Raw genomic sequence first — 22,712 nt, 5'->3', positions numbered from 1 at the left:
GCCCGGAAAATCCGGAATGTCGCGCTATCTTGCTTTGAGTGATCCAGGCCATCGGACTGACCAGCAACTCCCGCAAGGCGCGTCCGCCCGCTGTCGACGACCTGTCCTTCGAGGCGCACGCGGGACACGTCACGGCGCTCCTCGGAGCCCCGGGCGCGGGCAAGACGACGGCCCTGAGACTCATGCTCGAACTCCAACAGGGCCGCGGAGTCACCTACTTCCGGGGCAGGCCGTTGCATCGGATCGCCCATCCCGCCCGTGAGGTCGGTGTACTCCTGGGCGAGGTGCCGGGTCATCCGGCACGCACGGTCCGAGGTCAGCTCCGCATGCTCTGCGCCGCCGCCGGGGTACCCGCGCGCCGTGCGGACGAAGTCCTCGAAGTGGTCGGGCTCGTCAGCCTGCGGGACGAGAGTCTGGGCACGCTCTCCCGCGGCATGGACCGCCGGCTCGGGCTCGCCTGCGCTCTCCTGCCCGATCCCCACACCCTCGTGCTCGACGCCCCCGCGGGCGGACTGTCCGTCAGGGAAGGCCGTTGGCTGCACGGGATGCTGCGCGCGCACGCGAACCAGGGCGGCACCGTGCTGTTCACGACGGACGACCCCAAGGAGGCCGCACGGACCGCCGACCGGGTCGTGACGCTGGAGCGGGGTCGCCTCGTCGCCGACCAAGAGGCCGCCGAGTTCGCCCGCACCCGGCTCCGGCCGCGCGTCGCCGTCCGCAGCCCGCATGCCGCCCGGCTGGGCTCCCTGCTGACCAAGGAAGCCCGAACGGCGCAGCGCTCGGTGGAAGTCGTGCGCGAGGAGGGCAACCGGCTCTCGGTGTACGGCAGCACCTGCGCCGACGTCGGCGAGACGGCCTTCCGGCACGGCATCCTCGTACACCAACTCGCCGACGAGACAGGAGACATGGGGCCCTCGTCGGCCAAGGCGCCGTCGGAGGAGGGTGAGCGACCCGCCGAGGAGCCGGGCTCCAAGGACGAGCCAGGCTCCGCGGACGAGCCGGGCCTCGCCGAGACCCCGGCCTCGGACGACGCCTCCGCCCTTCCGCCGCCCATTGCCGTACGCCAGGCCCGGAGCCCGCTGCGCCCCCTGCGCTACGAACTGCGCAGGGCCGCCGGTGTCGGTACCGGCTACTTCACGGCGGCCGCCGTTCTCGTCACCTCGGTCCTCCTGTCCCTCCTGCTGGCCAGAATCGGTCACACGCCGCAGCCGCGTCTGCTGGCCGCGTGGCCGCGGGAACTCCCGCTCCCGCCCGCTGCGCTCGGCGCCGGACTGCTGGGAGCCGTCGCCTTCGGCGAGGAGTTCCGCCACCCCGCCCTGGCCGCGGACCGCGGCACCGTCCCGCGCCGGCTGGGACTGCTGACCGCCAAGCTCCTCTTCGCCTCGGCCACCGCGCTGACACTGGCGTTCCTCACCGTGGGATGCGACCTCGAAATGCTCTACCTCGTCTACGGACGGGAGCTCGCCGGAGTTCCGTCGGACTGGCTGTCGCTGAGCGCGAGTTGGTTCGGTCTCGTGGTGGGCTGCGCGTGGGCGGGCGTGCTGGCGGCCGGCGTCTTCCGGTCCACCGCCGCCGGGCTCGCCGCGGTCCTCGCGGTGCCGGTCGTCGTCGTACCGCTCGTACAAAAAGCCTTTGAGGGACCGTCTGTGCGGTCGGCGGCCGGGTTCCCGGAGCGGCTCCGGGAGCTGGTCCTCATGCAGTGGCCGTTCGGCGGGGAGCGCTACCTGGCGGCCGTCGTGCGGGTACTCGCCCAACCCGTGGGCGAAGCACTGCTGTTGTCGCTCACCGCACTGCTCTGCACATATCTGCTCACGACCCTGCGGAGCCGGGCCCGATGACGACCGTCCGCACCCTTCCGTTCCCCCTGTGCGCACAACTCCCCGGAGAACGCCCATTTCTTTCCGATAAGGCGTCAATTGCGACGGTGTGAGCGATCACCCTTTCGTGTGCTTTTCACCAAAGACCTCAAGGCAGTTGGAACCGGCGCCGACAAAAGACCCGTGAGTATCCTTGCGCAGACCATGATGACCGCCGCCCGTTCCTCAGACTCCGGCCTCGCCGGACCGGGCGAACTCGACCGTTACCCCTATGCCGACGCGCCCGGTGCCGACCGCGTCGGTCCCCCTGTGTGGGAGAGCGCCGAGCCGGAGCTCGGCCGCGTCGGCCGACGCGCCGCCGGCAGCCGCGGCCGCGGACTGCACGGCCAACTCGTCCAGCAGCTCGGCCAGATGATCGTCTCCGGAGACCTCGGCGCGGACCGTCCGCTCGTGCCGGAGGAGATCGGCCAGCGATTCGAGGTCTCCCGGACCGTCGTCCGTGAGTCGCTCCGCGTCCTGGAGGCCAAAGGGCTGGTCAGTGCCCGCCCGAACGTCGGCACGCGCGTGCGCCCCGTCAGCGACTGGAACCTCCTCGACCCGGACATCATCGAGTGGCGGGCCTTCGGTCCGCAGCGGGACGACCAGCGGCGCGAGCTGAGCGAGCTCCGCTGGACGATCGAGCCGCTCGCCGCGCGCCTCGCGGCCGGACACGGGCGCGAGGAGGTCCAGCAGCGCCTCGGCGACATGGTCGAGATCATGGGCCACGCCATGTCGCAGGGTGACGCCCTGACCTTCTCGCGGGCCGACACCGAGTTCCACTCGCTGCTCATCCAGCTCGCGGGCAACCGGATGCTCGAGCACCTCTCGGGGATCGTGTCGGCGGCCCTCCAGGTCTCCGGCAGCCCGGTCACCGGCTGTGACCGGCCGAACGAGGCCTCGCTGGGTCACCACGCGCGCATCGTCGACGCCCTGGCGGCGGCGGACGGCGCGGCGGCCGAGACGGCCATGCGGCAGCTCCTCACCGTCCACCCCGAGGTGGAGCGTGTCGTGCCCGCGCCGCGCGAGCACTGATCGCGCGGCGGGGGTGACGCGGTCCGGAGCGTGTGCGCTTCCGTGGCGGCGTCGGACCCGAGAGTCATCACCCGTCGGGACCTCACCGAATCCTTCCCGGATGAGGTGAGGTCCCGACGGTGCGACCGGGCGGCGGATCATGAACTAACCTGGATTGACAGGATCTGTCATCTTTTGGGCACTTACGGGGTGTGACTCGGGCCACGCAGATTGGGCGTAACGCTCTTCGGGGCAGCGCGATGACCTAAGAGGTGATAGCCGAGGAAGGAATACAGACGCCGTGTGTGGCGCTGTGCATCTTCCCGGTCCCCGCCCGCGCCGTCGGCCCATCCCCAGTCGGCGGTCGTCGGTTCCTGTCCACAGCGGACAGGGCCGGAAGCCGTTTTCCAACGTTCCGAGAGGTTGTTCGTGTCGGCCAGCACATCCCGTACGCTCCCGCCGGAGATCGCCGAGTCCGTCTCTGTCATGGCGCTCATCGAGCGGGGAAAGGCTGAGGGGCAGATCGCCGGCGATGACGTGCGTCGGGCCTTCGAAGCTGACCAGATTCCGGCCACTCAGTGGAAGAACGTACTGCGCAGCCTCAACCAGATCCTCGAGGAAGAGGGTGTGACGCTGATGGTCAGTGCCGCGGAGCCCAAGCGCACCCGAAAGAGCGTCGCAGCGAAGAGTCCGGCCAAGCGCACCGCCACCAAGACCGTGGCGGCCAAGACGGTGACTGCCAAGAAGGCCACCGCCACCGCGGCTCCGGCTGCCCTCGCCGACGATTCGGCCGAGGACGCCTCCGCAGGCAAGCCCACCGCAGCCAAGAAGACGACGGCGAAGAAGGCCGTCGCCAAGAAGACGGTCGCCAAGAAGACGGCGGCCAAGAAGACGAGCGCCAAGAAGGACGACGCCGAGCTCGTCGACGAGGAGACGGTCGAGGAGACCCCCGGCAAGCCCGGTGCGGAGGAGCCCACCGAGGACGGCGCCCAGGGCTTCGTCCTGTCCGACGAGGACGAGGACGACGCGCCCGCGCAGCAGGTCGCGGCCGCCGGTGCCACCGCCGACCCGGTCAAGGACTACCTCAAGCAGATCGGCAAGGTCCCGCTGCTCAACGCCGAGCAGGAGGTCGAGCTCGCCAAGCGCATCGAGGCCGGTCTGTTCGCCGAGGACAAGCTGGCCAACGCCGACAAGCTCGCCCCCAAGCTCAAGCGTGAGCTCGAGATCATCGCCGAGGACGGCCGCCGCGCCAAGAACCACCTCCTGGAGGCCAACCTCCGTCTGGTGGTCTCCCTGGCCAAGCGCTACACCGGTCGCGGCATGCTCTTCCTGGACCTCATCCAGGAGGGCAACCTCGGTCTGATCCGCGCGGTCGAGAAGTTCGACTACACCAAGGGCTACAAGTTCTCCACGTACGCCACCTGGTGGATCCGTCAGGCGATCACCCGCGCCATGGCCGACCAGGCCCGCACCATCCGTATCCCGGTGCACATGGTCGAGGTCATCAACAAGCTCGCGCGCGTCCAGCGCCAGATGCTCCAGGACCTGGGCCGTGAGCCCACCCCGGAGGAGCTGGCCAAGGAACTCGACATGACCCCCGAGAAGGTCATCGAGGTCCAGAAGTACGGCCGTGAGCCCATCTCCCTGCACACCCCCCTGGGCGAGGACGGCGACAGCGAGTTCGGTGACCTCATCGAGGACTCCGAGGCCGTCGTCCCGGCCGACGCGGTCAGCTTCACGCTCCTCCAGGAGCAGCTGCACTCGGTCCTCGACACCCTGTCCGAGCGCGAGGCGGGCGTCGTCTCGATGCGCTTCGGTCTCACCGACGGTCAGCCGAAGACCCTCGACGAGATCGGCAAGGTGTACGGCGTGACCCGTGAGCGGATCCGCCAGATCGAGTCGAAGACGATGTCGAAGCTGCGTCACCCGTCGCGTTCGCAGGTGCTGCGCGACTACCTCGACTAGGCCTCGGCCGCACGTCGACCAGGGCCCGGCCTCCTCTCGGAGGCCGGGCCCTCGCCGTGCGCGCGGAATGCGTGTGATCGCCTGCTGGATCACTCTGGGTGTTCCACGACCCTCCCAGTGTGAGGAGCGCGCATGCGCCGTCCCTACGCCCCGACGCTGGCCCTTGCGGCCGCCACCGCGGTGATATCACTGACCACCCCCGCCCTGGCGTCCTCCGACAGCGTTGTCATAGGAAGCCGTCCGGTCCAGATCTCCGACAGTCCGTGGACGGTCGCCCTGTCCAGCCGTGACCGGTTCGGGGGTACGCGCGCAGGACAGTTCTGCGGAGGAGTGGTCGTCGGTCCGACCACCGTCCTGACCGCGGCCCACTGCCTCGGCGAGGACGTGCTGGGGGCGCCACCACGCGACGACCGCGATCTGAAGGTCATCGCGGGCCGCGGGGACCTGATGTCCCGCGACGGCAAGGAGATCGCCGTGAGCGACATCTGGGTCAACCCGCACTACGACAGTGATACGAACGCCGGGGACTTCGGCGTGCTGACCCTCGCCGAGCCGCTGCCGGCCGCCTCCGTGATCCGAATGGCCCCCTCGGGGGATCCGGCGTACGAGCCGGGGACCGCCGCCACCGTCTACGGCTGGGGCGATCTGACGGGCGGCGGTGACTACGCGAGCAGCCTGCGGGCCGCGGATGTGCACGTGCTCTCCGACACGGCCTGCGAGCGGGCCTATCCCGGCGACGAGTCCGGCACCTACGACGCCGCGTCCATGGTCTGCGCCGGAGAGCCCGCCGGCGGCCGTGACGCCTGCCAGGGGGACAGTGGCGGGCCGCTGGTCGCCCAGGGCCGTCTCATCGGCCTGGTGTCCTGGGGGAGCGGCTGTGGGCGCCCGGGGAGCCCAGGGGTCTACACACGGGTCTCAGAGGCCGTCCAGGCACTGAAGGCAGGCCGCTGAGAACTCTCGACGATGCGGTACGAGTGTGGGCGGTCACTCCCTGTCTCCAGGGTGTGACCGCCCACTCACCGGCCTGTCGCCGGTACCCGCTCGTCGTTGATGCGAAGGTCAGCGTTCTTCGTCGTTGACGCTCTCGGGAACGGACGTCAGCCGCTCCGTCTCGTCCTGTATCTCAGCGGCGATCTTCTTGAGTTCCGGCTCGAACTTGCGACCGTGGTGGGCGCAGAAGAGCAGTTCTCCGCCGCTCAGGAGGACGACGCGCAGATATGCCTGGGCGCCGCAACGGTCGCAGCGGTCAGCGGCCGTCAGCGGGCTCGCGGGGGTCAGAACAGTAGTCACGTCGCCTCTTCTCTAGCTCGACGAGCTGTCGTACCAGGGTCAACATCCAACCAGGCCGAAAACGTTCCCGCTCGCGGCTTTTCCTCGAAATTTTCTTTCGAGGCGGCTGTCTGCTGCCGGGTGGCGGCGAATGAGCCGTATTGCGTGTCTTTGTGTCTGTACGGGTTCGCGCTGTCTGTCAGGTGTCGGTCCTCCCGGCTGGATTGCCGGTTGTTCATGAGGACGTGCCCGGAGCCTAAATGGTTCATGCCTCGAAGGGAACGTGATATGTACTTCACTCCATCGAGGGATCGAACACCCATGCGATCCTGGACTAGGGTGAGTTCGTGCGAGGGTGGTGCTACAACGGCTCTACCAGGCCTCGGTACCCTCTGAACGGCGACCGAAGCCGGGCCCTTACCCCAAAGGGTCTCCCATGAAATTCAGCGAGGAGCGAACCGCGTGACCGCCGATACGTCCGTGCCGTCCACAGCGCTGCTGACCGGAGCAGACCGGGACGGCTCCAACTACACCGCGCGGCACCTGCTCGTCCTTGAAGGGCTCGAGGCAGTGCGGAAGCGCCCGGGCATGTACATCGGGTCGACCGACAGCCGCGGCCTGATGCACTGCCTCTGGGAGATCATCGACAACTCCGTGGACGAGGCCCTCGGGGGCTACTGCGACCACATCGAGGTCATCCTGCACGACGACGGCTCCGTCGAGGTGCGCGACAACGGCCGCGGCATCCCCGTCGACGTGGAGCCCAAGACCGGCCTCTCCGGCGTCGAGGTCGTCATGACCAAGCTGCACGCCGGCGGCAAGTTCGGCGGCGGCTCCTACGCGGCCTCCGGCGGTCTGCACGGCGTGGGCGCCTCGGTCGTGAACGCGCTCTCCGCCCGCCTGGACGTCGAGGTGGACCGCAGCGGCCAGACCCACGCCGTGAGCTTCCGCCGCGGCACCCCGGGAGCCTTCAAGGCCGACGGTCCCGACGCCGCCTTCGACGCGAGCAGCGGCCTGCGCAAGCTCAAGCGGATCCCGAAGACCCGCACCGGCACCCGCGTGCGCTACTGGGCCGACCGCCAGATCTTCCTCAAGGACGCCCGCCTCTCCCTGGAGCACCTCCACCAGCGTGCCCGCCAGACCGCCTTCCTGGTGCCGGGCCTGACCCTCGTCGTCCGTGACGAATTCGGACTCGGCGAAGGCGGCAGCAAGGGCGAGGAATCCTTCCGCTTCGACGGCGGAATCAGCGAGTTCTGCGAGTTCCTGGCCTCCGACAAGCCGGTCTGCGACGTCCTCCGCTTCACCGGCCAGGGGACCTTCAAGGAGACCGTCCCGGTCCTCGACGAGCACGGCCAGATGACGCCGACCGAAGTCACCCGCGAGCTCGGCGTCGACGTCGCGATGCGCTGGGGCACCGGCTACGACACGACCCTGAAGTCGTTCGTGAACATCATCGCCACGCCCAAGGGCGGCACCCACGTCGCCGGCTTCGAGCAGGCCGTCGCCAAGACGATGAACGAGGTCCTGCGCACCAAGAAGCTGCTGCGCGTCGCAGAGGACGACATCGTCAAGGACGACGCGCTCGAGGGCCTCACCGCCGTCGTCACCGTGCGTCTCGCCGAGCCGCAGTTCGAGGGGCAGACGAAGGAAGTCCTCGGCACCTCGGCCGCCCGCCGCATCGTGACGAACGTGGTGAACAAGGAACTCAAGGCGTTCCTGACCTCCACCAAGCGGGACGAGGCCGCGCAGGCGCGGGTCGTCATGGAGAAGGCCGTCGCCGCCGCGCGCACGAGGATCGCGGCCCGTCAGCACAAGGACGCACAGCGCCGGAAGACGGCTCTGGAGTCCTCCTCGCTGCCCGCCAAGCTCGCCGACTGCCGCAGCGACGACGTCGAGCGCAGCGAGCTCTTCATCGTCGAGGGTGACTCCGCGCTGGGCACGGCGAAGCTGGCCCGCAACTCCGAGTTCCAGGCGCTCCTGCCGATCCGCGGCAAGATCCTCAACGTTCAGAAGGCGTCCGTGACGGACATGCTGAAGAACGCCGAGTGCGGTGCGATCATCCAGGTCATAGGAGCCGGCTCCGGGCGGACCTTCGACATCGACGCCGCGCGCTACGGGAAGATCATTCTCCTCGTCGACGCCGATGTCGACGGCGCGCACATCCGGATCCTGCTGCTGACGCTCTTCCAGCGCTACATGCGCCCGATGGTCGAGGCGGGCCGGGTGTTCGCCGCGGTCCCGCCACTGCACCGCATCGAACTCAGCCAGCCCAAGAAGGGGCAGGACAAGTACGTGTACACGTACTCGGACCGTGAGCTGCGGGAGACGGTGCTGGAGCTGCAGCGCAAGGGCGTGCGCTACAAGGACTCGATCCAGCGGTACAAGGGTCTCGGAGAGATGGACGCCGATCAGCTCGCCGAGACGACGATGGACCCGCGCTTCCGGACACTGCGCCGCATCAACATCTCCGACCTGGAGGCGTCCGAGCAGGTGTTCGACCTCCTGATGGGGAACGACGTGGCACCACGCAAGGAGTTCATCTCCAGCTCGGCAGCGACGCTGGACCGCTCACGCATCGACGCGTAACCCTCCGGGGCGCCACCGGGTGTGGTGCCGCCTCTAGTGGACGGGTAGGGGCCGTGTTGGTACATCGGACATGCGATGTACCAACACGGCCTCTTTCCATGCCTGGCGGACCGCGGGTTGCGTCGCTCGGCCACAGCCACCTTCTGATTGTCTCTGGCTGCGGGCGCGTGGTGGTCTGGGCGCAGCCCCACGGGCCTGAGTTTTCCCCGCCCTCGCTTCTCAGGTGCGGGAGAACTTCAGCCCCTCCGGCGTTTGAGGAGCGGGGTCTGGGGCGGAGCCCCAGGTACGGGACGGGTAGGGGCGGAGGGGGCGAAACAAGCCTGTGGGCCGTCGCATCAGGGCTCGGGCCACCTGGCCGGGGCCCGGCTCACAGGGTTGGGTCCTGGCCCGCACGGCCAGGGCCTGGCGCGTGGTGGGTCTGGGATCCACCCGTGGGTGGAGAGACGCGGGCCCGGGGGATCCACCCAGGGTCCACCCCGGCGCCGATCTGCCGAGGCCGAGATATCCGTAGCGTCGATGGTGTCGGCAGCACTCGCTGCGGACACCCACTCCCCGCTCACGGAGGCCACGCATGTCCGGGCTCATGAATGCCGCTCTGATCCTGGCGATCGCCGCAGTGGTGATCACGCGCCAGTTCAGCGCCCGCCGAATCGCCTCGGACCGCCGCTGGTGGATCGTGCCGGCCGTCCTGGCCATCATGGCCCTGCGCGAGCCCGGCATGATCGACCCGCACCACCAGATCGAGTCGTCCCTCCTGCTCGGCACGGAACTGGTGACGGCGGTGGCCATCGGAGCCGGATGGGCGTGGACGACGCGGATATGGACAGAGTCGGACGGCGCCGCGTGGAGCAGGAGCACCAAGGCCAGCGGAGCCGTCTGGGCCGCGGGCATCTGTCTGCGACTGGGCCTGTTCGGCATAGGGACCCTGCTCGGTGTGCACCAGACCTCCTCGGCCCTGATGCTCGGCCTCGCGGCCACCTTGTTGGTCCGCTCCGGGCTGCTGACCTGGCGCGCACAAGCACTGGAGCCGGCGGCGACGGGGCAGAACCAGGGACAGAATCAGGGGCAGAGCCCGGCGTACGGTGACGGAGTCGGCCGCGTCCTGCGGAAGGAGCGCCTGTGACGGACAACGCCTGGGTGCGCTGGCCCTCTCGTGAGGCACTCTCGCGCGTGGGTGTGCACAGGGCCCGCCGCGTACTCTCCCTGACCACGCGCGCCATCGTCCTCGCCACCCTCCTCGCCACGACACTGACGAACCCGGAGCTCGGCGACTGGGCCCTGGCCGGGGGCATCACGGGGATCGTGGTCTGCGGCATCCTCGCCTGGGGCTTCTGGCGGACCACGCTGGAACATCGGCTGCTGCCGTCCCTGGTGCTGCTTGCCCTGTTGCTGGCCGTCGCGTCCGTGGGGCACCACGCGGGCTTCCGGATCCCGGCGCTCGTCCTGCTCTGCGGATGCGGCGTCGCCGCCATCGAACGGCTGCCTCTCGTCGCGGCCCTGCCGGCCACGGCGGTCGCGCTCGGCGTCTACGGTGTGTTCGACGACGATGCCTGGCTGACCACCGCGGCCACCACCGCGGGCTTGGCGCTGGCTGGATACGTGCTGCGCCTGGACGCGGAAGCCCGGGCCGGTGCCCAGCGGTTGCTGGTCCAGGAGCGCGCCGCGCGCGCGGCCGAGGCGGAGTCGGCGGCACTCGCGGAGCGGGCGCGGATAGCCAGGGAGATCCACGACGTCCTGGCCCACAGCCTGTCGGCGCAGCTCGTGCATCTTGAGGCGGCACGCCTGCTCATCGAGAGAGGAGCGGACCGGGAGGTCATTCTCGAACGGGTCGTGGCGGCACGGGGAATGGCCCGCGAAGGGCTCGCGGAGACCCGGCAGGCACTGTCCGCGCTCCGGGGCGAGATGACTCCGCTGGAGGACTTCCTCGGCGAACTCGTGGCCACCGCCGACCGCGCCGGTGTCACGGTGACCGGCGAGCGCCAGCCGCTGCCGGCGGAGGCGTCCCAAGCGGTGCGCCGCGTCGCGCAGGAGGCGCTGACGAACGTACGCAAGCACGCTCCGGGAGCCGCGGTGCACATCCGGCTGGACTACGGAGAGCATGAAGTGACGCTTGATGTACGGGATTCGGGTGGAAAACCGGGCGAACTCAGCGGTTCGGGAGCCGGGTACGGTCTGCTGGGCATGAGGGAGCGCGTGGAGCTGCTCGGCGGCTCGCTGGATGCCGGACCGGGCGAGGAGGGGTTCGTGGTGACATTGAAGGTGCCCGTATGACCGAGCGGGAGGAGCGCAGGCCGGCGCGGGTCGTGGTCGCGGACGATCAGACCGTCGTGCGCGAGGGCATCGTGATGCTGCTGGGACTGCTGCCCGGGATCGAGGTCGTCGGAGCGGCCGGTGACGGCGCCGAGGCGGTGGAGCTGGTGGCCGAACTCGCTCCGGACGTCGTGCTGATGGATCTGCGTATGCCCCGCTGTGACGGGGTCGAGGCGACCCGGCGTATCCGTACCGAGTATCCCGGGACCCAGGTCGTCGTGCTCACGACCTTCGCGGACGACGAGTCGCTGTTCCCCGCGCTGCGTGCCGGGGCCCGCGGCTATCTGACCAAGGACGCGGGGGGTGACGAGATCGTGCGGGCCGTGGAGAGTGTGCTCTCCGGGGACGCGGGGCTCTCGCCGAGCATCCAGCGACGGTTGCTGGAGCGGCTGTCGGCCCCGGAGCCGGAACCCGAGCCCGGCCCGCCGCCGGAGGCCCCGGACGGGCTCACCTCGCGCGAGACGGAGGTTCTCCTGCTGATCGCCGAGGGCCTCAGCAACCATGAGATCGCCCGCAAGCTCCATGTCTCCACGGCCACCGTGAAGACCCACATCAACAATCTTTTCGCCAAAGCGGGCCTCAAGGACCGTGCTCAAGCAGTCCGTTATGCCTATGGGAAAGGTCTCGTACGGCCGCCCGCGGGTTGACGTCACCTGATGGGGTGAAGAGCGCGGAGACAGGGGTCAGGGAGCCCTCCGATCTGCACATCCTTGGGCACGCGGCAGAAACGGGTCGCGGACAAGGAGAGTTCGGTGGAGAAGCACGACGGCGGCGACACGGGGGAGGTGCGGTTCGACGACCCCTGGTACGACGCGCTCGCTTCCGGCTGGGGCGAGTTGGACGGCACGGGTGCGCTCGCTCCCGCCGTGCCGGCCGCCCGCTCGGAGCACGAAGGAGGCGCGGGCGACGCCGCCCGCGTCTACCTGGAGGTGCAGCGCAGCGCCGCCTTCCAGGAAGTGCGCGGCCGGTACCGCAGGTTCGTGATTCCGGCCGTCGCCGTCTTCTTCCCCTGGTACGTCGGGTATGTGGTGGCCGCGACCACCGCGCCGGGGTTCATGGCGACTCCCGTCGTCGGTGCGGTGAACGTGGCACTGCTCGCGGGACTCGGACAGTTCCTCACGACGTTCCTGTTCGCCTGGGCGTACGCACGGCACGCTCGGCTGCGACGGGACCGGGCCGCGCTCGAACTGCGCTGGGACACCCAGGAGATGACGCGCAACGCCCGGGGTGGTGAGCGGTGAGCGGCCACCATCAGACCCTCGCGCTCCTGCTGTTCAGCGCGTTCGTCGCGGTGACGCTGGCGATCACGACGTGGGTGAGTCGCAACCGGCACGGCTCGGCCGAGGAGTTCTACGCGGGCGGGCGATTGTTCTCGCCGATGGAGAATGGTTTTGCCCTCTCCGGGGACTACATGTCGGCGGCTTCCTTCCTCGGTGTCACCGGACTCATCTCCCTGTACGGCTACGACGGCCTGCTGTACGCCGTGGGATTCCTGGTCGCCTGGCTGGTCGTTCTCTTCCTCGTCGCCGAACTGGTGCGCAACTGCGGGCGGTTCACGCTCGCCGACGTCGTCGCGGCCCGGATGGACGAGCGGCCGGTACGGATCGCGGCCGGGGCGTCCTCCGTAGTGGTGTCCGTGCTGTATCTGGTGGCGCAGATGGTGGGCGCGGGCAGTCTGGTCTCGCTGCTGCTGGGCGGCACGAGCGACGCGGCGCGCAACTGGACGGTGATCGGTGTCGGCGCGCTCATGGTGATCTACGTGTCGATGGGCGGGATGCGGGCGACCACCTGGATCCAGATCGTCAAGGCGGTTCTGCTGATCGGCGGGGCCATCGCCCTCACCGTGCTGGTCCTGATGCGATTCCACGGAGACATCAACGACCTGCTGCGTACGGCCGCCCGGCGCAGCGGCCACGGCGAGGACTTTCTCGCACCCGGGCTGAAGTACGGCGCCGACTGGACGGCGCGCTTCGACTTCATGAGCCTCGGGCTCGCGCTCGTGCTCGGCACCGCCGGATTGCCGCACATCCTGTCGCGCTTCTACACCGTGCCGACCGCGCGAGCCGCCCGGCGCTCCGTGCTGTGGTCGATCGGGCTCATCGGCGGCTTCTACTTGATGACGATCGTGCTCGGCTTCGGCGCGGCCGCCGTCGTCGGTCCTGAGGCGGTGCGCGGATCGAACGCGGCCGGGAACACCGCCGTTCCGCTGCTTGCCCTGGATCTTGGCGGCGGGGCCAACTCCACGGGCGGAACGGTCCTGTTCGCGATCGTCGCCGCCATCGCCTTCGCCACCATCCTCGCGGTCGTCGCCGGGGTCACCCTCGCGTCCTCCGCGGCGGTGGCCCACGACCTGTACGGCTCGCTGCGCCGCCGCCGTGCGAAGCCGCGCGGCGAGGTGACGGTGGCGCGCGCCGCGTCGGTCGGCATCGGCGTGATCGGCATCGGCCTGAGCCTGCTCGCCCGCGATCTCAACGTGGCCTTCCTGGTCGGGCTCGCCTTCGCCGTCGCCGCGTCGGCGAACCTGCCGGTGCTGCTGTACTCGCTGTTCTGGGGGTCCTTCACGACGCGCGGTGCCGTGTGGGCCGTATACGGCGGTCTGGTGCCCGCGCTGCTGCTCGTACTGCTGTCGCCGGTGGTCTCGGGCAGTCCCGAATCACTCTTCCCGGGTGTGGACTTCCAGTACTTCCCGCTGCAGAACCCGGGCCTCGTCTCCATCCCTCTGGGCTTCGTCGCCGGCTGGCTCGGCACGGTCACGTCCACGGAGCCGCCGGACGCGGCCAAGCACGCCGAGATCGAGGTCCGCGCGCTCACGGGGGCCGGGGCCGTCTGACGGCCTTCTGAGGGTCGTGTACGACCGCCCTGTGGCGGCAGGACCCCGGCAGCCTGTCGCCGGGGGAGCGCCGGCTCAGGGCGCCACCCAGGCGTAGCGGTGTTCCGGGCGTCCTGTGTCGCCGTACTTGAGGGAGAGGCGCAGCCGTCCCGCTTGTTCCAGGTGCCGCAGATACCGCTGGGCGGTGGATCGGCTCAGGCCGGTCTCGGAGGCCACCTCGTGGGCCGACAGAGGCTGGTTCGCATGGTGCAGCACATCGCAGATCAGGTCCGTGGTCGGCTCGGAGTGGCCGCTGGGGAGCCCGGGGGAGGACGGGGCGGGGGCGGTGCGCAGGGCCCCGAAGATCCGGTCGACCTGCTCCTGGCCGGTCACCCCATGGCCGCCCACGCGGTCGACGGTACGGCGCAGGGCGGCGTAGGAGTCGAGGCGCGTGCGCAGGGCGGTGAACGTGAACGGCTTGATCAGGTAGTGCAGGGCACCCAGACGCATCGCCGCCCGCACGGTGGCGACATCGGCGGCCGCGGTGATCATGATGACGTCGGTGCCGTGACCGTTCTCCCGCATCCGGTGGACGAGTTCGAGTCCCGTCCGGTCGGGCAGATAGTGGTCGAGCAGCACCAGGTCGACGGGGGTGCGCTCGATCGCGGCCAGAGCCTGGGCGGCACTGTGCGCGCGGGCGGCCACCCGGAATCCGGGAACCTTGCCCACGTACTTCGCGTTGATCTCGGCGACGCGGAAGTCGTCGTCCACGACCAGGACGTCAATCATCGGGCCTCTTTCTCTTCAAGGCCTGGGCGTATGTTGCGCCCGTGTTTCGGCTCCGCTGTTGTAGCGCGAGCAAAATGAGCACAACAGACCCTTGCGAGCAGAAGAACGGCTTGCGCCCAGAAGACTGATGGTGTGGCCCGCCCCACATCTACGGTCCCGGGCCATGAGCACAGACACCAGCCCCGCCATCGAGCTACGGGGCGCGAGCAAGATCTTCAAGACCCCGTCGGGGGGTTTGCACACGGCCGTCAGGGAGTTGGACCTGACCGTCGGCCGGGGCGAGTTCGTGGCCGTCGTCGGACCGACCGGCTGCGGGAAGTCCACCACGCTGACCTTGGTCAGCGGTCTTGAGGAGCCCACCGAGGGCGAGGTCCTGGTCGCCGGGGAGCCTGTCGCGGGCGTCGGGGACAAGGTCGGCTTCGTCTTCCAGCAGGACGCCACCTTCCCGTGGCGCACGGTGCTGTCCAACGTGATGGCCGGACCCAGGTTCCGTGGCGTGCCCAAGGCCGAGGCGAAGGAACGGGCCCGGGAATGGCTCGCGAGGGTCGGGCTCGCGGCCTTCGAGGACCGGTATCCGCACCAGCTCTCCGGTGGCCAGCGCAAGCGTGTCGCTCTCGCCGCGACCTTCGTCAACGACCCCGAGATCCTGTTGATGGACGAGCCCTTCTCCGCGCTCGACGTGCAGACCAGGGCGCTGATGTCCGACGAACTGCTCGAACTGTGGGAGGGCACGGGCGCCTCGGTCGTCTTCGTCACCCACGACCTGGAGGAGTCGATCGCGCTCGCCGACAAGGTCGTCGTGATGACCGCGGGGCCCGCCACCGTGAAGCAGGTCTTCGACATCGATCTGCCGCGGCCGCGGAAGGTCGAATCGGTGCGCCTGGAGCCGCGGTTCATCGAGATCTACCGCGAGATCTGGGAGTCGCTCGGCGAAGAGGTCCGCATCACCCGCGAAAGGGGCGCCGCCAATGTCGCCTGAGGTTCTCAGCGCTCCGGTCGTCGACACGGCCAAGACTCCGGGCCGCGCGCACTCCCGCGCCCGTGCCGCCCGCAGACGCAAGATCGTGGTGGCGGCCGCCCGGGTGCTGCTGCTGGTCGCCGTGCTGGGCCTGTGGGAGATGCTCTCGCGCGCCAAGGTCATCGACCCGTTCAACTTCTCCATGCCGTCGAAGATCTGGGAGCAGATCCAGACCTGGGTGATGCACGGGACCGCGCTCGGTCCTCTCGGCGAGCAGATCTGGTACACGCTCCACGAGGCGCTGCTCGGCTGGGTCATCGGTGTGGTCGCCGGCGTGCTCTGCGGCATCGCGCTGGGGCGCATCGCCTTGCTCGCGGACATTCTTGGTCCATACATCAAGGTGCTCAACTCCATACCGAGGATCGTCCTCGCGCCGATCTTCGTGATCTGGTTCGGGCTCGGACCGGCGTCCAAGGTCGCCTCGGCCGTGGTGCTCGTCTTCTTCCCGGTGTTCTTCAACGCCTTCCAGGGCGCCCGGGAGGTCGACCGGAACCTGGTGGCCAACGCCCGGATCCTCGGCGCGAGCGACCGCAGGGTGACGCTGCAGGTCGTCATACCGTCCGCCACCTCGTGGATCTTCACGAGTCTTCATGTCAGTTTCGGGTTCGCCCTCATCGGCGCGATCGTCGGCGAGTACATCGGCGCCACCAAGGGCATCGGCCTGCTCGTCGCGCAGTCGCAGGGCACCTTCAACGCGGCAGGCGTGTACGCCGCGATGGTCATCCTCGCCGTCGTCGCCCTGCTCGCCGAGGGACTGCTGACCTTCGGTGAGCGCCGCATCTTCCGCTGGAAGCCGTCGGATTCCGACCGCTGACCGGCGCCCGCACGTCGGCACGATTTCTCCCTCTCGCCCGTACGGATCCGCCCGTACGAGTCCGCTCGTAAGCACCACGCCCGTACGCACGATCCCGCCGTACGCAGGCACAGCCTCCCCTCCACTCACAAGGACGTGAACCACCATGCGCAAGACCGCCAGATACTCCGCGCTGGCAGCCGCCGGTCTGCTCGCTCTCTCCTCGCTCACCGCCTGCGCCAACGACGCGGCGAGCACCACGGCCAGTTCCGGCAACGGCGGGAGCGGCAAGGGGGAGCACGTCAAGATCATGGTCGGTGGGCTGGACAAGGTCATCTACCTGCCGGCGATGCTCACCCAGCGACTCGGCTACTTCGAGGACGCGGGTCTGAACGTCGAGCTCCTCAGCGAGCCGGCCGGTGTCCAGGCCGAGACCGCCCTCGTCTCCGGACAGGTGCAGGGAGCGGTCGGCTTCTACGACCACACGCTCGACCTGCAGACCAAGGGCAAGTCGGTCGAGTCCGTCGTGCAGTTCTCGCACGCCCCGGGTGAGGTGGAGATCGTCTCCAACAAGCGCGCGGGCGACATCACTTCGCCCAAGGACTTCAAGGGCAGGAAGCTCGGTGTCACCGGGCTGGGTTCCTCGACCGACTTCCTGACGAAGTACCTCGCCGTCAAGAACGGTGTGCAGGTCAGCGAGTTCACCCCGGTCGCCGTCGGCGCCGGACCGACGTTCGTCTCCGCCCTCCAGAAGGGCGCCATCGACGGCGGCATGACGACGGACCCCACCGTCGCCACGGTCATGGAGAAGAACCTCGGCAAGGTCCTCGTCGACATGCGCACGCCCGAGGGCTCGCAGAAGGCGCTCGGCGGACCGTACCCGTCGTCAAGTCTGTACATGCAGACGGACTGGGTCAACGGTCACAAGGAGACGGTCCAGAAGCTGGCCAACGCCTTCGTGAAGACCCTTCGGTGGATGGCCGGGCACAGCGCCTCCGAGATCGCCGCCAAGATGCCCGCCGACTACTCCCAGGGCAACCAGACGCTGTACGCCGGGGCGATCAAGAGCACGCTGCCGATGTTCACCGAGGACGGCGTGATGCCCGAGAACGGTCCCGAGACCGTCGAGAAGGTCCTCAAGGCGTTCAACCCGAACATCAAGAACGCCGACGTGGACCTCAGCAAGACGTACACCACGGAGTTCGTGAAGAAGGCGACCGGCTGACCACCCTCCGGCTGAGAACGCGCCGAGCCGCCCCCTCGCCCGTACGACCGTGTTCCTCCGGTCGTACGGGCGAGGGGCGGCCGTTCCCGTTTCGGGCATGCCCTCAGTCGGGGGTGGCCCACCCGTACCGGTGCTCGGGGCGGCCCGCGTCGCCGTAGCGGAGGGTCAGACGCGCCTTCCCGGTGCGCTCCAGGAGCTTCAGATACCGCTGCGCGGTCTGCCGGCTCAGTCCGGTCTCCTCCGCAACCTCCTGGGCGGACAGGGAGCCCTCGGCGTTCAGCAGGGCGCGCCGTACGAGGTCGGCCGTCGCGGGGGAGTGGCCCTTGGGCAGGTCGGGCACGACGCCCGAAGAGGGCGCCCCGAAGATCAGGTCCACATCGGACTGCTCGGCCGTGCCGCCGCGGTCGAGCGTGCGTCGCAGGTCGGCGTACGCCTCCAGCTTGGCCCGCAGCCCGGCGAAAGAGAATGGCTTGACCAGGTACTGCAGTACACCTTGCCGCAACGCCGCCCGTACGGTCGTGAGGTCACGCGCGGCCGTCACCATGATCACGTCGGTCTGATGGCCCCGCCGGCGCATCTCCTCGACGACCGCGAGACCTGACTCGTCAGGCAGGTGGTGGTCCATGAGGACGAGGTCCGGGCGCGGCAGCTCCTCCATCCGGCACAGCGCCTCGGCCGCGCTGTGCGCCTGCCCCGCGACACGGAAGCCCGGCACCCTCTCCACGTAGGCGGCGTTGACGCGCGCGACACGTGTGTCGTCGTCCACGACCAGAACCTCGATCATCCCGACTCTCCGTCGGGGCTCCCGGCGTTCCAGCCGGTTCCGGCGTGCTCGGCATTCCAGGGGCTCCTGGCATCCCCGGGGGCGGCCTTCGTGGCCAGCGACGAGTCCGTCAGCGCCTCCGGCAGGACGACCGTGAACTCCGCGCCACCGCCCTCCGCGTCGGCCACCTCCGCGCTGCCTCCCTGCCGCTCCGCGAGACGCCGCACCAGCGAGAGTCCGATTCCGCGCTTGCCGTGCGCCGGTGGCTGCTTCGTGCTCCAGCCGTCCGTGAAGACCAACTCCCGCCGCTCCTCGGGAATGCCGGGGCCGGTGTCCCGTATCCGCAGCACGGCCGTTCGCCCCTCGGCCCGCAACTCGACCTCCACGCGCGCGTGCGGTGTACCCGCGACGGCGTCCAGCGCGTTGTCCACGAGATTCCCGACGACGGTGACGAGCCCCCGCGGATCGACCAGCCGGTCCGGGAGCAGCGTCCGGTCCGAGATCCACAGGGCCACGCCCCGCTCCGTCGCCACGGTCGCCTTGCCGACAAGCAGCGCGGCGAGCAGCGGATCGTGGATCTTCTCGGTGACCTGTTCCGCGGTGACCCTGTGGTCGCCGACGACCTCGCCGATGAACTCCACGGCGTCGTCGTACATCTCCAGTTCGAGCAGCCCCAGGAGTGTGTGCATCCGGTTGGCGTGCTCATGATCCTGCGCGCGCAAGGCGTCGATCAGACCGTGCGTGGAGTCGAGCTCACGGCCGAGCTGCTCCAGTTCCGTCCGGTCGCGCAAGGTGGCGACGGCGCCGCCGTCCTCGGTGGGCATCCGGTTGGCGACCAGGACGCGCTGGCCGCGGACCGTGAGCAGGTCGGTGCCGGTGACGCGTCCCGCCAGCACATCCGTCGTACGGCCCGGACCCAGCGCGTCGTCGAGCGGTCGCCCGACGGCCTCGGCGCCCACCCCGAGCAGCCGCTGGGCCTCGTCGTTCAGCAGGCGTACGCGACCGACGCGGTCCAGGGCGACCACGCCCTCACGGATGCCGTGCAGCATCGCCTCACGCTCCGCCAGCAGCGCCGAGATGTCGGAGAAGGCCAGGTCACGGGTCTGTCGCTGGACTCTGCGGGAGATCAGATAAGCGGCCAGCGCGCCGACGGCCATGGCCCCGCCCGCGTACGCGAACAGGCCCGGGATCGCGTCGATCAGCCGCGCTCGCACGCTGTCGTACTTGATACCCACCGACACCGCGCCGACGATCTGATCGGAGGCGTCGCGCAGCGGCACCTTTCCGCGTGCGGAGCGCCCCAGGGTTCCGGTGTCGATGTCCATGACGTCCTGGCCGGCCAGGGCCTGGTCCGGGCTCGTCGAGACCGGTTCGCCGATCCGTGCGGGGTTCGTGTGCGACCAGCGTATGCCCCGCATGTCCATCACGACGACGTACTCGGCGTCGCTCGCCTGGCGTATCCGCTCGGCCTCGGCCTGCACGGGTCCGGTCCTGGAGGGGGCCGTGTTCCGGAGGTCCACGGCGATCTGCGGCTGGGCCGCCGTCGTCTGCGCGATCGCGAGAGCGCGCCGCATGGCCTGGTCGTCCAACTGGGCGCTCAGCGGTGCCAGGAACAGCCCGGTGGCGAGTGTCGCGACTCCCGCCGCGATCGCGATCTGCATCAACAGCACCTGCGCGAACACCCGCCGTGGCAGACCGAGGCGCAGTCGTCGTGCGAGGGGAGTGGGGCTCATGCCCACGACCGTACGGCGGTGCCCGCGCCTCTCCACAGAGAGTGTGGTGTGGATCTCTTGATCAATGGATCTGAAGGCCGGGAGGCGACCACAGCCACGGGGGCCGGCGGTGGGGGCCTGCCACGGCTTGAGGGCGCTTCGTGCGACCCAACCAGTTTCCGCGTCACGCGCCCGGCCCGGTCGAATCCATAGGCAGCGGGCGTCAGCAGGCCACGGCCACAGCCGTCGCCTCGAGCTGTCGTACGGCCACCACGTCCATCCGCGCGGGTGAACCGAGCGCCGAGCCGCAGCTCTCCGGGCGGGGCGGCAGCGAGGCACCCCGCGCGACGACGACCCGCCACAGCCGGCCGTCGGAGTGGGCGACGGTGACCTCCCAGCGCGGCGCGCTGCCGTCCGTGCGGATCACCGTCAGGACATCGGCGGCGTGCTCCCCCGAAGCCGTCCGCACGGCCAGCTCGGCCGCCTGGCCGGGGCGTTCCCAGGCGGAGTTCCCACGGCATCCCTCGGTGACGACACGGCCCTCCCGGACGCCCTGGAGGATCTCCTTGACGGTATGGGCCTCGGCACGGCCGTACGCGTACCCGTACGGCAGGACCAGCACGGTGGGAGAGAAGCGATGACCACCCAGATGGGTGACCTCCCAGACACCTCCGACGCCCGAAGCGGCAAGTTCCGCCGCCAGCGGTCGCCCGAGCAGGGCGCAGCAGCGGTCGCGCTTGCCGTTGGTGCAGACGAGGGCCAGCGGATCGCCCGTGTGGGGCCGTCCTTGGAGCACCTCGTCGAAGGACCCCGGATCGCCCGCTCCGAGTGCCGCGAAGTCGATGCCGAGCAGCTCTTCGGGATCGCGCGTCATGGCGCTGTGCACCCAGGCGTTTCCCGGGGTGGTGTGGGCCACGTACACATGCCGCTCGGCGAGCGAACCGCAGTCGGCATGCCGCCCGGGGCGCCGGACGAGCGCGACGCGCACCCCGGTGTCCTGCGCCGCCGCTTCGAGGGCGCGGCCGAGCGCGGGGTCCAGGTGGCTCGAAGTGAGCGCCTTGGCACCCCAGGGTCCGGGCTGCTCGATGAGCAGCCATGTCCTTGCGGTGGCCGCGGTCCCGGTAAACGGCTCGTCGAGCTGCCGCGACACAGTCGTGCACGTACTCACAGAGGTGAGCCTAACCTGACTTCACCCGGGGTGACTTCCCGCCGTCCATTGGGGGCGCGGCAGGGGGCGTCCAGGCGCGTGGCCGGGCGTGCGGGAGCACGGGTGGGGAGACGGTGCCTGGGGAGCGCGCACAGGATCCTTTCGCGCGCCCGGCGCGCGCCCTCTACCGCGGGAGCGGCTGCGGTGGCCGCTCGCCGACGTAATGGCCGCTCGGCCGCATCCGCAGGGGGCGCTCCGCGTACTCCTCCAGGGTGTGGGCGATCCAGCCCGCCGTCCGGGCGACGGCGAAGATCGTCTCTCCCGCCGAGGCCGGCATGCCGGACGAGACCGTGAGGACGGCCAGGGCGAGGTCGACATTGGCGTGCAGCGGGGCGTGCCTCGCCGTGGTGGTCACCACGTCGCGGGCCGCCGCCAGAGCGGGCGCCGCACCGGGCACCTCCTCCAGGAGGGCGAACAGTGCACGCGCGCGTGGATCCTCACCGGGGTAGAGCCGGTGACCCAGTCCCGGGACGCGGCGCCCGGCGCGCAGTTCGTCGGCGACCACGGGGGCGGCGGTGCCCTGGTCCAGAACGTCCAGCAGCAGCCGGTGCGCGAGCCCGCTGGCCGCCCCGTGCAGGGGCCCTTCGAGGACGCCGAGGCCCGCCGACACGGCCGCGTACGCGTGTGCGCGGGCCGAGGCCGCGACGCGGACCGCCAGCGTCGAGGCGGCGAGGTCGTGGTCGACGAGCAGGCCGAGTGCCGTGTCCAGTACGCGCACTGACGCGTCGTCGGGTGCGCGTCCGCTGAGCCGTGTCCAGAGCCGTCGGGCCAGCGGGCCTTCGTCGCCGTGGTCGTGCCGCACGGTCGGAAGGGCGGCGACGAGGGTGGGGATGAGGGTGCGTCCGGTGCCGAGCACGGCGCTCTCGGAGAGGTCGAAGCGCAGCGGGTCGGAGGCCGCCGCGGCGATCGCCGCGACCCGCAGCCGGTCGGTCGGGCCGCTGTGCTCCGGCAGCGCGTCGACGCTGCGCCGGGCCGCCGCCACGGTGGCCTCGGGTGCCGTGAACGTGACTCCGTGGCGCAGTTCGCCGGTCCACAGCCACTCGGCGATCTCCTCGTAGGAGTACCGGGCGGCGAGCTCCGTGGCGTCGACGCCACGGAAGTAGTACCGATCCTTGTCGATCAACGTGATGCGGGTACGGACGGATAGCTCGCCGCCACTGCTCGAACTGCCGCCGCCCTCACGCCTGTTGCGCCGCGCGAGGGCCTCGACCTCCTTGGTGTCGAACGTGCTCCCGCGCCCTCCCGGCTCCCGCCTGCTGCTGAGCTGACCGCGGCTCACGTACGCGTACACGGTCTCCGGCTTCACGCCGAGCAGCTCCGCGGTCTCCTTGGTGCTGAGCCGTCGGCCCTCGTGGGCGGGTGCTGCCGCTTCTCGATCCCTCATGAGCGCCACCGTATC

19 protein-coding genes are annotated in these 22,712 nt (G+C 69.9%); 13 read left to right on the top strand and 6 right to left on the bottom strand.

The genetic code is table 11. The features are described from left to right. Nucleotides 1-38: 38 nt before the first annotated feature. From ACFRIC_RS34345 to ACFRIC_RS34330, 4 genes are all read left to right on the top strand, one after another. The gene (locus ACFRIC_RS34345) at nucleotides 39-1,838 is read left to right on the top strand and encodes an ATP-binding cassette domain-containing protein (RefSeq protein ID WP_382794195.1); all 1,800 of its coding nucleotides are present in this window, start codon (nucleotides 39-41) and stop codon (nucleotides 1,836-1,838) included. A 162-nt stretch (nucleotides 1,839-2,000) separates the two neighbouring features. Beyond that, entirely contained in the window at nucleotides 2,001-2,888 is an 888-nt protein-coding gene (locus tag ACFRIC_RS34340; protein WP_382794192.1) for a FadR/GntR family transcriptional regulator, read from the top strand. Between the two features lie 408 nt (nucleotides 2,889-3,296). Next, nucleotides 3,297-4,832 carry an RNA polymerase sigma factor gene (locus ACFRIC_RS34335; RefSeq protein ID WP_382794189.1) on the top strand — a complete coding sequence of 512 codons (1,536 nt, stop codon included), beginning with the start codon at nucleotides 3,297-3,299 and terminating at the stop codon, nucleotides 4,830-4,832. A 132-nt stretch (nucleotides 4,833-4,964) separates the two neighbouring features. After that, nucleotides 4,965-5,783 carry a serine protease gene (locus tag ACFRIC_RS34330; RefSeq protein ID WP_382794186.1) on the top strand — a complete coding sequence of 273 codons (819 nt, stop codon included), beginning with the start codon at nucleotides 4,965-4,967 and terminating at the stop codon, nucleotides 5,781-5,783. Between the two features lie 108 nt (nucleotides 5,784-5,891). Here the strand turns inward: ACFRIC_RS34330 and ACFRIC_RS34325 are convergent, their stop codons facing one another. After that, a complete protein-coding gene (locus ACFRIC_RS34325) occupies nucleotides 5,892-6,122 on the bottom strand; it encodes a hypothetical protein (RefSeq protein WP_121406526.1) in 231 nt (76 codons plus the stop codon). Between the two features lie 441 nt (nucleotides 6,123-6,563). Here ACFRIC_RS34325 and ACFRIC_RS34320 point away from each other — a divergent pair, with 441 nt between their 5' ends. The 6 genes from ACFRIC_RS34320 (at nucleotide 6,564) to ACFRIC_RS34295 (ending at nucleotide 13,827) form a co-directional block, all read left to right on the top strand. Further along, nucleotides 6,564-8,687: a type IIA DNA topoisomerase subunit B gene (locus ACFRIC_RS34320; protein ID WP_382794183.1), complete on the top strand. Its 2,124-nt coding sequence runs from the start codon at nucleotides 6,564-6,566 to the stop codon at nucleotides 8,685-8,687. A 571-nt stretch (nucleotides 8,688-9,258) separates the two neighbouring features. Further along, a complete protein-coding gene (locus tag ACFRIC_RS34315) occupies nucleotides 9,259-9,810 on the top strand; it encodes a DUF1453 domain-containing protein (protein ID WP_382794180.1) in 552 nt (183 codons plus the stop codon). Beyond that, entirely contained in the window at nucleotides 9,807-10,958 is a 1,152-nt protein-coding gene (locus ACFRIC_RS34310) for a sensor histidine kinase (RefSeq protein WP_382794178.1), read from the top strand. Before ACFRIC_RS34315 ends, ACFRIC_RS34310 begins: the two co-directional genes overlap by 4 nt. After that, nucleotides 10,955-11,644: a response regulator gene (locus ACFRIC_RS34305; protein WP_382794175.1), complete on the top strand. Its 690-nt coding sequence runs from the start codon at nucleotides 10,955-10,957 to the stop codon at nucleotides 11,642-11,644. Before ACFRIC_RS34310 ends, ACFRIC_RS34305 begins: the two co-directional genes overlap by 4 nt. Nucleotides 11,645-11,749: 105 nt before the next feature. Then, nucleotides 11,750-12,238 (top strand): DUF485 domain-containing protein, encoded by a 489-nt coding sequence (locus ACFRIC_RS34300; protein ID WP_382794172.1) that lies wholly within the window; start codon nucleotides 11,750-11,752, stop codon nucleotides 12,236-12,238. Beyond that, a complete protein-coding gene (locus ACFRIC_RS34295; RefSeq protein WP_382794170.1) occupies nucleotides 12,235-13,827 on the top strand; it encodes a cation acetate symporter in 1,593 nt (530 codons plus the stop codon). Before ACFRIC_RS34300 ends, ACFRIC_RS34295 begins: the two co-directional genes overlap by 4 nt. A gap of 75 nt (nucleotides 13,828-13,902) precedes the next feature. On the opposite strand, the gene ACFRIC_RS34290 is transcribed toward ACFRIC_RS34295, so the two are convergent. Beyond that, nucleotides 13,903-14,595, bottom strand: a complete 693-nt coding sequence (locus ACFRIC_RS34290) for a response regulator (protein ID WP_382794168.1) — start codon at nucleotides 14,593-14,595, stop codon at nucleotides 13,903-13,905. A gap of 163 nt (nucleotides 14,596-14,758) precedes the next feature. Here ACFRIC_RS34290 and ACFRIC_RS34285 point away from each other — a divergent pair, with 163 nt between their 5' ends. The 3 genes from ACFRIC_RS34285 to ACFRIC_RS34275 all read left to right on the top strand — a co-directional run bounded on the left by ACFRIC_RS34285 (nucleotide 14,759) and on the right by ACFRIC_RS34275 (nucleotide 17,631). After that, on the top strand, nucleotides 14,759-15,574 hold the full coding sequence (locus ACFRIC_RS34285) for an ABC transporter ATP-binding protein (RefSeq protein ID WP_382794165.1): 816 nt from the start codon (nucleotides 14,759-14,761) through the stop codon (nucleotides 15,572-15,574). After that, on the top strand, nucleotides 15,564-16,427 hold the full coding sequence (locus ACFRIC_RS34280) for an ABC transporter permease (RefSeq protein ID WP_382794161.1): 864 nt from the start codon (nucleotides 15,564-15,566) through the stop codon (nucleotides 16,425-16,427). Before ACFRIC_RS34285 ends, ACFRIC_RS34280 begins: the two co-directional genes overlap by 11 nt. A gap of 145 nt (nucleotides 16,428-16,572) precedes the next feature. Beyond that, complete coding sequence (locus tag ACFRIC_RS34275) at nucleotides 16,573-17,631, top strand: ABC transporter substrate-binding protein (RefSeq protein ID WP_382794158.1); 1,059 nt, start codon at nucleotides 16,573-16,575, stop codon at nucleotides 17,629-17,631. A gap of 103 nt (nucleotides 17,632-17,734) precedes the next feature. Here ACFRIC_RS34275 and ACFRIC_RS34270 read toward each other — a convergent pair whose 3' ends face one another. From ACFRIC_RS34270 to ACFRIC_RS34255, 4 genes are all read right to left on the bottom strand, one after another. Continuing rightward, nucleotides 17,735-18,415: a response regulator gene (locus ACFRIC_RS34270; protein WP_382794155.1), complete on the bottom strand. Its 681-nt coding sequence runs from the start codon at nucleotides 18,413-18,415 to the stop codon at nucleotides 17,735-17,737. Then, on the bottom strand, nucleotides 18,412-20,127 hold the full coding sequence (locus ACFRIC_RS34265; RefSeq protein WP_382794152.1) for an ATP-binding protein: 1,716 nt from the start codon (nucleotides 20,125-20,127) through the stop codon (nucleotides 18,412-18,414). Before ACFRIC_RS34265 ends, ACFRIC_RS34270 begins: the two co-directional genes overlap by 4 nt. A gap of 202 nt (nucleotides 20,128-20,329) precedes the next feature. Next, the gene (locus ACFRIC_RS34260; protein ID WP_382794150.1) at nucleotides 20,330-21,274 is read right to left on the bottom strand and encodes a sucrase ferredoxin; all 945 of its coding nucleotides are present in this window, start codon (nucleotides 21,272-21,274) and stop codon (nucleotides 20,330-20,332) included. 163 nt (nucleotides 21,275-21,437) lie between these two features. Then, the gene (locus ACFRIC_RS34255; RefSeq protein ID WP_382794147.1) at nucleotides 21,438-22,697 is read right to left on the bottom strand and encodes a citrate synthase; all 1,260 of its coding nucleotides are present in this window, start codon (nucleotides 22,695-22,697) and stop codon (nucleotides 21,438-21,440) included. Between the last annotated feature and the right edge of the window lie 15 nt (nucleotides 22,698-22,712).

This window comes from Streptomyces sp. NPDC056738 (genome assembly GCF_042790435.1).
Lineage (GTDB): Bacteria > Actinomycetota > Actinomycetes > Streptomycetales > Streptomycetaceae > Streptomyces.
Note: the sequence above shows the minus strand (reverse complement) of the source record. Positions and strands in the feature narration are given on the sequence as shown.

Coding starts and splice junctions, on each gene's coding strand:
- ACFRIC_RS34305 (WP_382794175.1), top strand. CDS start 10,955: ATGACCGAGCGGGAGGAGCGCAGGCCGGCGCGGGTCGTGGTCGCGGAC.
- ACFRIC_RS34270 (WP_382794155.1), bottom strand. CDS start 18,415: ATGATCGAGGTTCTGGTCGTGGACGACGACACACGTGTCGCGCGCGTC.
- ACFRIC_RS34265 (WP_382794152.1), bottom strand. CDS start 20,127: ATGAGCCCCACTCCCCTCGCACGACGACTGCGCCTCGGTCTGCCACGG.
- ACFRIC_RS34290 (WP_382794168.1), bottom strand. CDS start 14,595: ATGATTGACGTCCTGGTCGTGGACGACGACTTCCGCGTCGCCGAGATC.
- ACFRIC_RS34255 (WP_382794147.1), bottom strand. CDS start 22,697: ATGAGGGATCGAGAAGCGGCAGCACCCGCCCACGAGGGCCGACGGCTC.
- ACFRIC_RS34275 (WP_382794158.1), top strand. CDS start 16,573: ATGCGCAAGACCGCCAGATACTCCGCGCTGGCAGCCGCCGGTCTGCTC.
- ACFRIC_RS34330 (WP_382794186.1), top strand. CDS start 4,965: ATGCGCCGTCCCTACGCCCCGACGCTGGCCCTTGCGGCCGCCACCGCG.
- ACFRIC_RS34280 (WP_382794161.1), top strand. CDS start 15,564: ATGTCGCCTGAGGTTCTCAGCGCTCCGGTCGTCGACACGGCCAAGACT.
- ACFRIC_RS34315 (WP_382794180.1), top strand. CDS start 9,259: ATGTCCGGGCTCATGAATGCCGCTCTGATCCTGGCGATCGCCGCAGTG.
- ACFRIC_RS34285 (WP_382794165.1), top strand. CDS start 14,759: ATGAGCACAGACACCAGCCCCGCCATCGAGCTACGGGGCGCGAGCAAG.